The organism is Pseudomonas sp. LBUM1644 (assembly GCF_059716195.1).
This window is the reverse complement of record NZ_CP166812.1, coordinates 5643131-5656194: the sequence shown is the minus strand read 5'-3', so window position 1 is coordinate 5656194 and position 13064 is coordinate 5643131. Positions and strand designations below refer to the sequence as shown.

General features: G+C 56.6%; 15 protein-coding genes. 14 read left to right on the top strand and 1 reads right to left on the bottom strand.

What is annotated here, in order from left to right; genetic code table 11:
• The first annotated feature begins 1 nt into the window (after position 1).
• From rpsE to bfr, 12 genes are all read left to right on the top strand, one after another.
• Positions 2–502, top strand: coding sequence for a 30S ribosomal protein S5 (gene rpsE / locus ACA052_RS25960; RefSeq protein WP_007943782.1), 501 nt, complete (start codon positions 2–4; stop codon positions 500–502).
• 2 nt (positions 503–504) lie between these two features.
• On the top strand, positions 505–681 hold the full coding sequence (rpmD, locus tag ACA052_RS25955) for a 50S ribosomal protein L30 (RefSeq protein ID WP_003186033.1): 177 nt from the start codon (positions 505–507) through the stop codon (positions 679–681).
• Positions 682–684: 3 nt separating this feature from the next.
• A complete protein-coding gene (rplO, locus tag ACA052_RS25950; RefSeq protein ID WP_007896782.1) occupies positions 685–1122 on the top strand; it encodes a 50S ribosomal protein L15 in 438 nt (145 codons plus the stop codon).
• A complete protein-coding gene (gene secY, locus ACA052_RS25945) occupies positions 1123–2451 on the top strand; it encodes a preprotein translocase subunit SecY (protein ID WP_414908691.1) in 1329 nt (442 codons plus the stop codon).
• Between the two features lie 27 nt (positions 2452–2478).
• On the top strand, positions 2479–2595 hold the full coding sequence (rpmJ, locus tag ACA052_RS25940; RefSeq protein WP_002555468.1) for a 50S ribosomal protein L36: 117 nt from the start codon (positions 2479–2481) through the stop codon (positions 2593–2595).
• A 130-nt stretch (positions 2596–2725) separates the two neighbouring features.
• Complete coding sequence (rpsM, locus tag ACA052_RS25935) at positions 2726–3082, top strand: 30S ribosomal protein S13 (RefSeq protein ID WP_003186020.1); 357 nt, start codon at positions 2726–2728, stop codon at positions 3080–3082.
• 30 nt (positions 3083–3112) lie between these two features.
• Positions 3113–3502 carry a 30S ribosomal protein S11 gene (gene rpsK, locus ACA052_RS25930; protein WP_002555466.1) on the top strand — a complete coding sequence of 130 codons (390 nt, stop codon included), beginning with the start codon at positions 3113–3115 and terminating at the stop codon, positions 3500–3502.
• A gap of 18 nt (positions 3503–3520) precedes the next feature.
• Positions 3521–4141: a 30S ribosomal protein S4 gene (gene rpsD / locus ACA052_RS25925; RefSeq protein WP_003210056.1), complete on the top strand. Its 621-nt coding sequence runs from the start codon at positions 3521–3523 to the stop codon at positions 4139–4141.
• Positions 4142–4163: 22 nt separating this feature from the next.
• A complete protein-coding gene (locus ACA052_RS25920) occupies positions 4164–5165 on the top strand; it encodes a DNA-directed RNA polymerase subunit alpha (protein ID WP_003186012.1) in 1002 nt (333 codons plus the stop codon).
• Between the two features lie 42 nt (positions 5166–5207).
• On the top strand, positions 5208–5594 hold the full coding sequence (gene rplQ / locus ACA052_RS25915) for a 50S ribosomal protein L17 (RefSeq protein ID WP_008145500.1): 387 nt from the start codon (positions 5208–5210) through the stop codon (positions 5592–5594).
• Between the two features lie 238 nt (positions 5595–5832).
• Positions 5833–7281, top strand: a complete 1449-nt coding sequence (locus ACA052_RS25910) for a catalase (protein ID WP_497647390.1) — start codon at positions 5833–5835, stop codon at positions 7279–7281.
• 155 nt (positions 7282–7436) lie between these two features.
• Positions 7437–7901 (top strand): bacterioferritin, encoded by a 465-nt coding sequence (bfr, locus tag ACA052_RS25905; RefSeq protein WP_497647389.1) that lies wholly within the window; start codon positions 7437–7439, stop codon positions 7899–7901.
• Between the two features lie 145 nt (positions 7902–8046).
• On the opposite strand, the gene uvrA is transcribed toward bfr, so the two are convergent.
• Positions 8047–10881: an excinuclease ABC subunit UvrA gene (uvrA, locus tag ACA052_RS25900; protein WP_497647388.1), complete on the bottom strand. Its 2835-nt coding sequence runs from the start codon at positions 10879–10881 to the stop codon at positions 8047–8049.
• Positions 10882–11072: 191 nt separating this feature from the next.
• Here uvrA and ACA052_RS25895 point away from each other — a divergent pair, with 191 nt between their 5' ends.
• Positions 11073–12470 (top strand): MFS transporter, encoded by a 1398-nt coding sequence (locus ACA052_RS25895; protein WP_497647387.1) that lies wholly within the window; start codon positions 11073–11075, stop codon positions 12468–12470.
• Positions 12471–12479: 9 nt separating this feature from the next.
• Positions 12480–13007, top strand: a complete 528-nt coding sequence (locus ACA052_RS25890; protein WP_010467282.1) for a single-stranded DNA-binding protein — start codon at positions 12480–12482, stop codon at positions 13005–13007.
• Positions 13008–13064: the final 57 nt, after the last annotated feature.

Here is a 13064-nt window from a genome sequence, read left to right as displayed (position 1 = left end):
TATGTCAAATAACGACCAAAAGCGCGACGAAGGCTACATTGAGAAGCTGGTTCAAGTTAACCGCGTAGCCAAAACCGTTAAAGGCGGCCGTATCTTCACTTTCACCGCGTTGACCGTGGTTGGTGATGGTAAAGGGCGTGTTGGCTTCGGCCGTGGCAAGTCACGTGAAGTGCCTGCTGCGATCCAGAAGGCAATGGAAGCTGCTCGTCGCAACATGATCCAAGTTGATCTGAACGGCACCACTCTGCAGTACGCAATGAAGTCCGGTCACGGCGCTTCGAAGGTGTACATGCAGCCTGCTTCTGAAGGTACCGGTATCATCGCTGGCGGCGCTATGCGTGCTGTCCTCGAAGTTGCTGGCGTTCAGAACGTTCTGGCCAAGTGCTACGGCTCGACTAACCCGGTAAACGTGGTTCACGCCACTTTCAAAGGTTTGAAAGCCATGCAGTCTCCTGAATCCATTGCCGCCAAGCGTGGCAAAAGCGTCAAGGAGATCTTCTGATCATGGCTACCGTTAAAGTTACGCTGATCAAAAGCATGACCGGCCGCATCCCTAACCACAAACTGTGCGTTAAGGGTCTGGGTCTGCGTCGCATCGGTCACACTGTAGAAGTACTTGATACTCCCGAGAATCGCGGGATGATCAACAAGGCTTACTACATGCTGCGTGTCGAGGGTTAATCGATGAAACTCAATGATCTGAGTCCAGCGCCGGGTTCCCGTCGCGAAAAGCATCGTCCGGGCCGTGGTATCGGTAGTGGTTTGGGCAAGACCGGTGGCCGTGGCCACAAAGGTCAGTCCTCCCGCTCCGGTGGCACCATTGCTCCAGGCTTTGAAGGCGGTCAACAGCCGCTGCATCGTCGCCTGCCGAAGTTCGGTTTCGTTTCCCTGAAAGCCATGGATCGCGCAGAAGTGCGTTTGTCCGAGCTGGCTAAAGTGGAAGGCGACATCGTCACCGTGCAGTCCTTGAAAGATGCCAACGTGATCAACGTCAACGTTCAGCGTGTGAAAATCATGCTGTCCGGCGAAGTTACTCGCGCTGTTACCATCGGAAAGGGAATCGGCGCCACCAAAGGTGCGCGTGCGGCTATCGAAGCAGCTGGCGGCAAGTTCGAGGAATAAATGGCTAAGCAAGGTGCTCTCTCTGCGCTCGGCAAAGGCGGTATGTCTGAACTCTGGGCTCGTCTGCGTTTTCTGTTCCTGGCGATTATCGTCTACCGAATAGGCGCACACATCCCGGTTCCAGGTATCAACCCGGACCGACTCGCGGACCTGTTTCGACAGAATGAGGGGACCATTCTTAGCTTGTTCAACATGTTTTCCGGCGGCGCGCTGGAACGGATGAGCATCTTTGCGCTGGGGATCATGCCGTACATTTCGGCATCGATCATCATGCAACTGATGAGCGCCGTGAGCCCGCAGCTGGAGCAGTTGAAGAAGGAAGGTGAAGCTGGCCGTCGCAAGATCAGCCAGTACACCCGCTACGGCACTGTCGTCCTCGCTCTCGTCCAGGCAATTGGCATGTCCATTGGTCTGGCGGGGCAGGGCGTTGCGTTCACTGGTGACTTTGGCTTCCATTTCGTCGCGGTATCCACTTTTGTGGCTGGTGCGATGTTCATGATGTGGCTGGGTGAGCAGATTACTGAGCGTGGTGTTGGCAACGGTATCTCGATGTTGATTTTTTCGGGTATCGTCGCCGGTCTTCCGAGAGCGATCGGGCAGTCTTTCGAGTCTGCACGTCAGGGTGATATCAACATTTTCGCCTTGGTTGCCATCGGTTTGCTGGCAGTAGCGATTATCGGTTTCGTGGTGTTCATTGAGCGTGGTCAGCGGCGTATCGCCGTTCATTACGCCAAGCGTCAGCAGGGCCGCAAGGTTTTCGCTGCGCAGACTAGCCACTTGCCGCTGAAGGTGAACATGGCCGGTGTTATTCCGGCCATTTTCGCGAGCAGCATTTTGCTGTTCCCGGCTTCGTTGGGTGCCTGGTTCGGCCAGTCTGAAGGTATGGGCTGGTTGCAGGACATCTCGCAGTCGATCGCTCCTGGTCAGCCGTTGAATATTCTGCTGTTTAGTGCAGGGATTATTTTCTTCTGCTTCTTCTATACGGCGTTGATGTTCAATCCGAAAGACGTAGCGGAAAACCTGAAGAAGTCCGGTGCCTTTATTCCGGGCATCCGTCCAGGTGAGCAGTCTGCGCGCTACATTGATGGCGTTCTGACTCGCTTGACCATGTTCGGTGCTCTTTACATGACGGCCGTGTGCCTGCTTCCCCAGTTCCTGGTGGTTGCGGCAAACGTACCGTTCTACCTTGGCGGGACCTCGTTGCTGATCGTCGTCGTGGTTGTGATGGACTTCATGTCCCAAGTACAATCGCACCTCGTTTCGCACCAGTACGAATCCCTGATGAAGAAAGCCAACCTGAAGGGTTACGGCAGCGGCATGTTGCGCTGAGTACCCATAAGGTTCGAGGAGTTGGTGATGAAAGTTCGTGCATCGGTGAAAAAGCTGTGCCGTAACTGCAAGATTATTCGCCGCGAAGGTGTTGTTCGAGTAATTTGCAGCGCGGAACCGCGTCACAAACAGCGCCAAGGCTGAGTGTGATTGTGCTTCAAGCCCGGTAGCTAGTGCGCTACCGGGTTGATTATTTGTTATTACAGCGATATTATCTCGCGCCCTATTTCTTGGCTTCCGGGGCGTAGGTAGCTGTCAATTGGAGTCCCACTGAATGGCCCGTATTGCAGGCGTTAACATTCCAGATAACAAGCATACTGTTATCTCGCTGACCTACATCTATGGTGTTGGTCGCACAACTGCACAGAAGATCTGTGCAGTGACTGGGGTAAACCCAGCCGCAAAGATCAAGGATCTGAGCGACGAGCAGATTGAACAGCTGCGTGGCGAAGTGGCGAAGTTCACCACTGAAGGTGACCTGCGTCGCGAAATCAACATGAAAATCAAGCGTTTGATGGACCTCGGTTGCTATCGCGGTCTGCGTCATCGTCGTGGTCTTCCAGTGCGCGGTCAGCGTACCAAGACTAACGCGCGTACCCGTAAAGGTCCGCGTAAGCCGATCCGCAAGTAATCGCCCCAGCGAATCGACAGGAAATTAATCATGGCTAAACCTGCTGCTCGTCCTCGTAAAAAAGTCAAAAAGACAGTGGTTGATGGCATCGCCCACATCCACGCGTCTTTTAACAACACAATCGTGACCATCACCGACCGTCAAGGCAACGCTCTTTCCTGGGCTACCTCCGGTGGTTCGGGTTTCCGCGGTTCCCGCAAGTCCACGCCTTTTGCTGCTCAAGTAGCTGCTGAACGTGCTGGTCAAGCTGCGCTGGAATACGGTCTGAAAAACCTCGACGTTAACGTCAAAGGTCCAGGCCCAGGTCGTGAATCTGCAGTCCGCGCTTTGAATGGCTGTGGCTACAAGATCGCCAGCATCACCGACGTGACGCCAATCCCGCACAACGGGTGCCGTCCGCCGAAGAAGCGCCGCGTGTAATCCAGGAGATTGTAAAGAATGGCTCGTTACATTGGTCCAAAATGCAAACTCGCTCGTCGCGAAGGCACCGATCTCTTTCTGAAGAGCGGCGTGCGCGCGATCGAATCGAAGTGCAACATCGAAGCAGCACCTGGTATCCACGGCCAACGCCGCGGTCGCCAGTCCGATTACGGCACCCAACTGCGTGAAAAGCAGAAGGTCCGTCGTATCTACGGCGTTCTCGAGCGTCAATTCAGCGGCTACTACAAAGAAGCAGCTGGCAAGAAAGGTGCAACCGGTGAAAACCTGCTGCAACTGCTCGAATGCCGTCTGGACAACGTTGTATACCGTATGGGTTTTGGCTCTACTCGTGCCGAATCCCGTCAGCTGGTATCGCACAAATCCGTCAGCGTTAACGGTCAGACCGTAAACGTGCCGTCGTACCAGGTTCGTGCTGGTGACGTGGTCGCGATTCGCGAGAAAGCAAAGAACCAACTTCGCATTGTCCAAGCTCTCGATCTGTGTGCCCAACGTGGCCGCGTAGAATGGGTAGAAGTAGACACTGAGAAGAAGTCGGGCGTTTTCAAGAACGTTCCAGCTCGCAGTGATCTGTCCGCCGACATCAACGAAAGCCTGATTGTCGAGCTCTACTCCAAGTAAGGGCTAGAAAATAGGTGCATCCATGCAGATTTCGGTAAATGAGTTCCTGACACCCCGCCATATTGATGTGCAGGTTGTCAGTCCAACCCGCGCCAAGATCACACTCGAGCCTCTCGAGCGTGGTTTCGGCCACACCCTGGGCAACGCGCTGCGCCGCATCCTGTTGTCCTCAATGCCCGGCTGTGCAGTAGTCGAGGCCGAGATTGACGGTGTACTCCATGAGTACAGCGCCATCGAAGGCGTACAGGAAGACGTAATTGAAATCCTGTTGAACCTTAAAGGTCTGGCTATCAAGCTGCACGGTCGTGACGAAGTTACGCTGACCTTGTCGAAGAAGGGTTCGGGGGTGGTTACCGCTGCCGATATTCAGCTGGATCATGATGTCGAGATCGTTAACCCCGATCACGTAATCGCTAACCTGGCGTCTAACGGCGCCCTGAACATGAAGCTCACCGTAGCTCGTGGTCGTGGTTATGAACCGGCAGATTCGCGTCAGAGCGATGAAGACGAAAGCCGCAGCATCGGTCGCTTGCAGCTTGACTCTTCGTTCAGCCCGGTTCGCCGTATCGCATACGTGGTGGAAAACGCCCGTGTCGAACAGCGTACTAACCTGGACAAGCTGGTTATTGATCTGGAAACCAACGGTACCCTGGATCCTGAAGAGGCTATCCGCCGCGCTGCAACCATTCTGCAACAGCAGTTGGCTGCGTTCGTCGACCTCAAAGGTGACAGTGAGCCAGTGGTTGTCGAGCAGGAAGACGAGATCGATCCGATCCTGCTTCGCCCGGTTGACGATCTGGAACTGACTGTACGTTCGGCTAACTGCCTTAAGGCGGAAAACATCTACTACATCGGTGACCTGATTCAGCGTACCGAAGTAGAGCTGTTGAAGACTCCGAACCTTGGCAAGAAATCCTTGACTGAAATCAAGGACGTTCTGGCCTCCCGCGGTCTGTCCCTCGGCATGCGCCTCGACAACTGGCCGCCTGCAAGTCTTAAGAAGGACGACAAGGCGACTGCCTGATCGTCGTAATCACCGAACGTTGTGTTTGGTAAGGAATGAACCATGCGTCATCGTAAAAGTGGTCGTCACCTGAGCCGCACCAGCTCGCACCGCAAGGCCATGTTTCAAAACATGGCGGTGTCGCTGTTCGAGCACGAGCTGATCAAAACTACACTGCCAAAAGCTAAAGAACTGCGTCGCGTTGCTGAGCCGCTGATCACTTTGGCCAAGACAGACAGCCTGGCTAACCGCCGTCTGGCTTTCGACCGTACTCGTTCGAAAGCTATCGTTGGTAAGCTCTTCAACGACCTGGGCAAGCGTTACGCTACCCGTGAGGGTGGCTACCTGCGCATCCTCAAGTGCGGTTTCCGCACTGGCGACAACGCGCCTATGGCGTACGTCGAGTTGGTTGATCGTCCTGCCGGTGGTGAAGCTGTATCCGCTGAGTAAGACGTCAGTCTGAAACGAAAAGCCGGGCCTAGTGCCCGGTTTTTTGTGCCTGTAAGAAACGCGCTGTTTATACAAGCTTCCCTGCGGTTCCTGCCTTCATGATGCGAACGGCGTTACTGGTAGTATTTTTCTATTGATCTGTGCAAGTTAATGAATTTGTAGCCTTCCTGATCAATGGTCAATACTCCGTCCCAAGCCGATTAGCCGGCAGTTAAAGACTGACAGAGGAAGAGATCGCATGAGCCAAAATAAAACGCTTACCACCGCCAGTGGCGCTCCTGTCGCCGACAACCAGAATTCCCGCTCCGCCGGCCCTCGCGGACCACTGCTGCTCGACGACTTCCACCTGATCGAGAAGCTCGCCCACTTCAACCGTGAAAACATCCCTGAGCGCCGGGTACACGCGAAAGGCTCGGGCGCTTTCGGTACGTTCACCGTTACTCGCGATATCACCGAGTACACCAGCGCCAAACTGTTTGAGTCTGTCGGCAAGCAAACCCCAACCTTCTTGCGATTTTCCACTGTGGGTGGTGAGCGAGGTTCGGCCGACACCGAGCGTGATCCACGCGGTTTTGCCTTGAAGTTCTATACCGAGGAAGGCAACTGGGACATCGTTGGCAACAACACGCCGGTGTTCTTCATTCGTGACCCGCTCAAGTTTCCAGACTTTATCCACACCCAAAAGCGCCTGCCGCAAAGCAACCTGAAAAGTGCACAGATGATGTGGGACTTCTGGTCGCACTCGCCTGAGGCGCTGCACCAGGTCACCATCCTGTTTTCGGACCGTGGCATACCTGACGGCTACCGTCACATGCATGGCTTCGGCAGCCACACCTACAGCCTGATCAGCGCGAGTGGTGAGCGTCACTGGGTGAAATGGCACTATAAGACTCAGCAAGGGATCAAGAACCTGGCCCCGGCAGACGCTGCACGCCTGGCGGGTACCGACCCGGATTACGCCCAGCGCGACCTTTTCGGGGCGATTGAGCGTGGTGACTTCCCGAAATGGCGTGTGTGCATTCAAATCATGACTGAAGCGCAAGCCGCGGCGCACTATGAGAACCCGTTCGACGTGACCAAGACCTGGTCACAGAAAGAATTCCCGCTGATTGAGGTGGGTGAACTGGAGCTCAACCGCAATCCACAGAACTACTTTGCTGAAGTCGAGCAAGCCGCGTTCGGTCCGAGCAACATGGTTCCGGGTGTTGGCCTCTCGCCAGACCGCATGCTGCAAGGTCGGGTATTCGCTTACGCTGATGCGCACCGCTACCGTATCGGGACCAATCACCAGCAACTGCCGGTAAATGCGCCTCGTAGTCCAGTCAACAGCTACCAGCGCGATGGTTCGATGGCGTTTGGCAGCAATGGTGGTGCATCGCCCAACTATGAGCCAAACAGCTATGTAGACTCGCCAAAACAGGCACCTCGCTACGCCGAACCACCGCTGGCATTGAGCGGTTCCGCGGATCGTTACGATCACCGCGAAGACACCGACTACTACAGCCATGCCGGTGCACTGTTCCGACTTATGTCTGACGAGCAAAAAGCGCTCTTGGTGAACAACATTGCCGGGGCGATGGCAGGTGTTTCCAGCGATGTCGTTGATCGCCAATTGCAGCACTTCTTCAGAGCCGACCCGGCGTATGGAGAAGCAATCGCAAAGGCACTCAACGTATCGCTTAACTAAGTCTAAACGAGAAGCAGAACCGCCCTTATTTGGGCGGTTTTTGCGTTATTTAAACTACTTTTCTCAGAATATCTTCGCTTTTATCGCGCAAACGAAGTGACCAAACAGTCGCCTTGGTTCAAACTACAGACTTTCAAGCAGGGAGATGTAGGGCGATGCAAGGCCACCCAGATGTAATCGATTACCTCAACACGTTGCTGACCGGCGAGCTGGCGGCGCGTGATCAATATTTCATCCATTCGCGGATGTACGAGGACTGGGGTTTCACCGAGCTCTACGAACGTATCAACCACGAGATGGAAGAAGAAGCTGGGCACGCCGATGCCCTGATGCGCCGTATTCTGATGCTCGAAGGCACTCCGCGCATGCGTCCGGATGACCTTGATGTAGGCACCACTGTGCCGGACATGCTCGCCGCCGATTTGCGACTGGAATACAAAGTCCGCGCCGCACTCTGCAAGGGCATCGAGCTCTGCGAGCTGCACAACGATTACGTTAGCCGCGAGATGCTGCGTATTCAGCTGAATGACACCGAAGAAGACCACACCTACTGGCTTGAGAAGCAACTGGGTTTGATCAAATTGATCGGTCTGGAGAATTACCTGCAATCGCAGTTCTGAATTATAGAAGCCAAAGATCGCAGCCTTCGGCAGCTCCTACAGGTGTACGCTCTGTAGGAGCTGCCGCAGGCTGCGATCTTTTAGCGGGCCATACAAAAAGCCCCTGTCACTGATGAAGTGACAGGGGCTTTTTCATGGGTCTGATTCAGGCCCTGTCGCGCTCCAGCAACGGCTTGAGGTAGAAGCCAGTATGCGACTGCTTCATCTCGGACACTTCCTCCGGCGTACCGACGGCAATGATCTGCCCTCCCTTGGAACCTCCTTCCGGCCCAAGATCCACCAGCCAGTCGGCCGTCTTGATCACGTCCAGGTTGTGCTCGATCACCACCACGGTGTTGCCGTGGTCGCGCAGTCGATGCAATACGTCGAGCAGTTGCTGAATATCCGCGAAGTGCAAACCCGTGGTGGGCTCATCGAGGATGTACAGCGTCTTGCCCGTATCGCGCTTGGACAGTTCGCGGGATAGCTTGACCCGCTGCGCCTCACCACCGGACAGCGTGGTCGCCGATTGCCCCAGCTTGATGTACGAGAGACCTACATCCATCAATGTCTGAAGCTTGCGCGCCAGCGCCGGGACCGCATCGAAGAACACCCGGGCTTCCTCGATAGTCATCTCGAGGGTTTCGTGAATGCTCTTGCCCTTGTACTTGATCTCCAGGGTTTCGCGGTTGTAGCGCTTGCTCTTGCAGACGTCGCACGGGACATAGATGTCCGGCAGGAAGTGCATTTCCACTTTGATCAGACCATCGCCCTGACAGGCTTCGCAGCGTCCGCCCTTCACGTTGAAGGAGAAGCGCCCCGGACCGTAGCCGCGAGAGCGGGATTCCGGAACGCCGGCGAAGAGTTCCCGAATCGGCGTGAACAACCCGGTGTAGGTCGCCGGGTTGGAGCGAGGCGTGCGACCGATCGGGCTTTGGTCGATGTCGACGACCTTGTCCAAATGCTCCAGACCTTTGATGCTGTCGTGAGCTGCAGCCTCAAGCGTCGTTGCACCGTTGAGCGCCGTAGCACTCAAAGGAAACAGCGTGTTGTTGATCAGCGTCGACTTGCCCGACCCCGATACACCGGTGACACAGGTCAGCAGGCCGATAGGAATGTCCAGATCGACGTTGCGCAAGTTATTGCCGCGAGCGCCCTTGAGAGATAGCGACAACTTCTTGTTACGCGGTGTGCGTTTGGCAGGAACGGCAATCTTCACGCGACCCGACAAGTACTTGCCGGTCAATGAGTCCGGGTGGGCCATGACCTCGGCCGGCGTACCTTCGGCGACAATATGTCCACCGTGTACACCGGCGCCCGGACCAATATCCACCACGTAATCGGCCAGGCGAATAGCGTCTTCATCGTGTTCGACCACGATCACTGTGTTGCCGATATCCCGCAGATGCTTGAGCGTACCGAGCAAGCGGTCGTTATCGCGCTGGTGCAGACCAATCGACGGTTCGTCGAGGATGTACAGGACACCCACCAGGCCCGCGCCGATCTGGCTGGCGAGACGAATTCGTTGAGCTTCACCGCCAGACAACGTGTCCGCACTGCGATCCAGCGACAGATAATCGAGACCGACGTTGACCAGAAACTGCAAACGCTCGCGAATCTCCTTGAGAATCTTGTCGGCAATCTCGCCGCGGCGGCCGGTAAGTTTCAGACCCCCGAAATACTCACAGGCATCGCCAATCGGCAGATTGGTCACCGCGGGCAACGTCTTCTCGCCCACCCAGACGTGCCGTGCCTCACGACGAAGGCGCGTGCCGCGGCAATCCGGGCAAGGCTGGGTACTGAGGAACTTGGCCAGCTCTTCACGCACCGAGGCGGACTCGGTTTCGCGATAGCGACGTTCCAGGTTCGGCACGATGCCTTCGAACGGGTGCGAGCGTTTGACGATGTCGCCGCGATCGTTCAGGTATTTGAAGTCGACGTTTTGCGAGCCGCTGCCGTGCAGGATGTATTTCTGCTGATCGGCCGGCAGTTCGTTGAATGGCACTTCGAGGCTGAATTTGTAGTGTGATGCCAGCGACCCGAGCATCTGGAAGTAATAGACGTTACGCCTGTCCCAGCCGCGAATCGCGCCTTCGGCCAGCGTCAGCTCACCATTGACCAGTCGCTTGATGTCGAAGAACTGCTTCACCCCCAAACCATCGCAGGTCGGGCAAGCGCCAGCCGGGTTGTTGAAGGAGAACAGCTTGGGTTCCAGCTCGCTGATGGCATGGCCGCAGATCGGGCAGGCGAAGCGCGCGGAGAAGATGATCTCTTCGCCGGGCTCGTCGTCCATCGGCGCAACCAGGGCAATGCCGTCGGCCAGCTTCAGCGCCGTCTCGAACGACTCGGCCAGGCGCTGTTGCAGATCGGCGCGGACCTTGAAGCGGTCGACTATTACATCAATCGAATGCTTCTTTTGCTTATCCAGCTTCGGCAATTCATCCAGTTCGCAGATCCTGCCGTTGACCCGGGCCCGCACAAAGCCTTGGGCGCGGAGTTCTTCGAAGACCGAAAGGTGCTCGCCCTTACGCTCGCGGATCACCGGGGCCAGCAGCATCAGTTTGCTGCCCTCCGGTTGGGCGAGGACCAGGTCAACCATCTGGCTGACGGTCTGCGCTTCCAGCGGAATATCGTGATCCGGGCAACGCGGAATACCTACGCGCGCGTAAAGCAGGCGCAGGTAGTCGTAGATTTCGGTGATGGTGCCGACCGTCGAGCGCGGGTTGTGCGAGGTCGACTTCTGTTCGATGGAAATGGCTGGCGACAGACCTTCGATGGTGTCGACATCCGGCTTTTCCATCATCGACAGAAACTGCCGGGCATAGGCCGACAGCGATTCGACGTAGCGGCGCTGGCCTTCGGCGTACAGCGTGTCGAACGCCAGGGACGATTTGCCGGATCCGGACAGGCCGGTGATGACGATCAGTTTGTCCCGTGGCAGGGTCAGGTCGATGTTCTTCAGGTTGTGGGTTCGGGCCCCACGAATCAGGATCTTGTCCAAAGTGGCCTCGCTTGGCGGGCGTCGAAAACGTAGGAGTATACGGCCAAATACTGGATGGATGCACACTATCAAACGAGTGGATGACTGTCTTAGATGAAGAGTCTGTCAGCAGAGCGCGGCAAAGCGTCGCGATATACCCTGTCAATCGATGGGACTGGTAGAATCGCCGCCGGTTCACATGAGGTTTTTCCATGCACGATCCCCACAGCGAACGCATGAGTGGCAGTGAGACCCGCGCAGCAAGCGGTCTGGCCCTGGTGTTCGCCTTCCGTATGCTTGGCATGTTCATGGTGTTGCCGGTATTGGCGACCTATGGCATGGATCTGGCTGGAGCGACCCCGGCCCTCATCGGGCTGGCGATTGGCGCTTACGGCCTGACCCAGGCGATCTTTCAAATTCCGTTTGGCTTTATTTCCGACCGTATCGGTCGCCGTCCGGTGATCTATCTGGGGCTGATCGTCTTCGCCCTCGGCAGCGTGCTGGCCGCCAATGCCGATTCGATCTGGGGCGTCATTGCCGGACGAATCCTGCAAGGCGCCGGGGCGATTTCTGCCGCGGTGATGGCGTTGCTGTCGGACCTGACCCGGGAACAGCATCGGACCAAAGCCATGGCCATGATCGGCATGACGATCGGTCTGTCGTTCGCTGTCGCCATGGTGGTAGGCCCGTTGCTGACCCGGGCATTCGGTTTGTCCGGGTTGTTCCTCGCCACCGGCGGCATGGCGCTGTTCGGCATCGTGATCGTGATGTTCATGGTGCCGCGCGCCACCGGGCCATTGCAGCACCGTGAGTCGGGCGTCGCGCGACAGGCGCTGATACCGACCCTCAAGCATCCCGACCTGCTGCGCCTCGACCTGGGCATTTTTGTGTTGCATGCGATGTTGATGTCGAGCTTCGTCGCATTGCCCCTGGCCCTGGTCGAAAAGGCCGGCTTGCCCAAGGAACAGCACTGGTGGGTGTACCTGACTGCGCTGTTGATTTCGTTCTTCGCCATGATCCCGTTCATTATCTACGGCGAGAAGAAACGCAAAATGAAACGAGTTTTATTGGGTGCAGTGCTGACGCTGATGCTCACTGAGCTATTCTTCTGGCAGTTCGGCGATAGCTTGCGGGCGCTGGTGATTGGTACGGTGGTGTTCTTCACCGCGTTCAATCTGCTGGAAGCTTCGTTGCCATCGCTGATCAGCAAAGTTTCACCGGCAGGCGGCAAGGGCACGGCGATGGGGGTTTACTCCACCAGCCAGTTCCTCGGTTCGGCACTGGGCGGGATCCTCGGCGGCTGGATGTTCCAGCATGGCGGTTTGTCGGTTGTGTTCCTGGGATGTGCCGGGCTGGCTGCCCTCTGGCTGGCCTTTGCTGTTACCATGCGCGAACCTCCCTACGTGACGAGCCTGCGCTTGCCGTTGTCGCCCGAGGCGATCCGCGAAGCGGGTCTGGTCGAGCGCCTGAAGGGCCTCGTAGGGGTAACAGATGCAGTGATAGTCGCTGATGAAGCGGCCATTTACATCAAATTGGACACCGAACTATTGGATCGCACCACCCTCGAGCGCCTGGTGAACAACCCGGCCTCGACAGCGTGTGAAGCCTAGGAGAACGTTATGGCCCGTGGGGTTAACAAAGTCATATTGGTCGGCACTTGCGGCCAGGATCCCGAAGTTCGCTACCTGCCTAACGGTAACGCCGTGACCAACCTGAGTCTGGCGACCAGCGAACAGTGGACTGACAAGCAAACCGGTCAGAAGGTCGAGAAGACCGAATGGCACCGTGTTTCGATGTTCGGCAAGGTTGCCGAGATCGCCGGCGAATACCTGCGTAAAGGTTCGCAGGTCTATATCGAAGGCAAGCTGCAGACCCGCGAGTGGGAAAAAGACGGTATCAAGCGTTACACCACTGAAATCGTGGTCGACATGCAAGGCACCATGCAACTGCTCGGCGGCCGTCCTCAACAGGGCGACCAGCAAGGCGGGGGCAACAATTACCAGCAGTCCGCCCCGGCCCCACGCCAGCAGGCTCCGCGTCCTCAGCAGTCGGCACCACAACAGTCGCGCCAGGCTCCGCCTCCACAGCAGGCAGCGCCGCAACCGGCTCCGGATTTCGACAGCTTCGATGACGATATTCCGTTCTAGCAGTCGCAGCTTTCTCAGAGCCATAAAAAAAGCGAAGCCCTTAATCGGGCTTCGCTT

Coding starts and splice junctions, on each gene's coding strand:
- rpsD (WP_003210056.1), top strand. CDS start 3,521: ATGGCTCGTTACATTGGTCCAAAATGCAAACTCGCTCGTCGCGAAGGC.
- bfr (WP_497647389.1), top strand. CDS start 7,437: ATGCAAGGCCACCCAGATGTAATCGATTACCTCAACACGTTGCTGACC.
- rplQ (WP_008145500.1), top strand. CDS start 5,208: ATGCGTCATCGTAAAAGTGGTCGTCACCTGAGCCGCACCAGCTCGCAC.
- rpmJ (WP_002555468.1), top strand. CDS start 2,479: ATGAAAGTTCGTGCATCGGTGAAAAAGCTGTGCCGTAACTGCAAGATT.
- rplO (WP_007896782.1), top strand. CDS start 685: ATGAAACTCAATGATCTGAGTCCAGCGCCGGGTTCCCGTCGCGAAAAG.
- rpsM (WP_003186020.1), top strand. CDS start 2,726: ATGGCCCGTATTGCAGGCGTTAACATTCCAGATAACAAGCATACTGTT.
- rpsK (WP_002555466.1), top strand. CDS start 3,113: ATGGCTAAACCTGCTGCTCGTCCTCGTAAAAAAGTCAAAAAGACAGTG.
- ACA052_RS25910 (WP_497647390.1), top strand. CDS start 5,833: ATGAGCCAAAATAAAACGCTTACCACCGCCAGTGGCGCTCCTGTCGCC.
- rpmD (WP_003186033.1), top strand. CDS start 505: ATGGCTACCGTTAAAGTTACGCTGATCAAAAGCATGACCGGCCGCATC.
- ACA052_RS25895 (WP_497647387.1), top strand. CDS start 11,073: ATGCACGATCCCCACAGCGAACGCATGAGTGGCAGTGAGACCCGCGCA.
- ACA052_RS25920 (WP_003186012.1), top strand. CDS start 4,164: ATGCAGATTTCGGTAAATGAGTTCCTGACACCCCGCCATATTGATGTG.
- rpsE (WP_007943782.1), top strand. CDS start 2: ATGTCAAATAACGACCAAAAGCGCGACGAAGGCTACATTGAGAAGCTG.
- secY (WP_414908691.1), top strand. CDS start 1,123: ATGGCTAAGCAAGGTGCTCTCTCTGCGCTCGGCAAAGGCGGTATGTCT.
- ACA052_RS25890 (WP_010467282.1), top strand. CDS start 12,480: ATGGCCCGTGGGGTTAACAAAGTCATATTGGTCGGCACTTGCGGCCAG.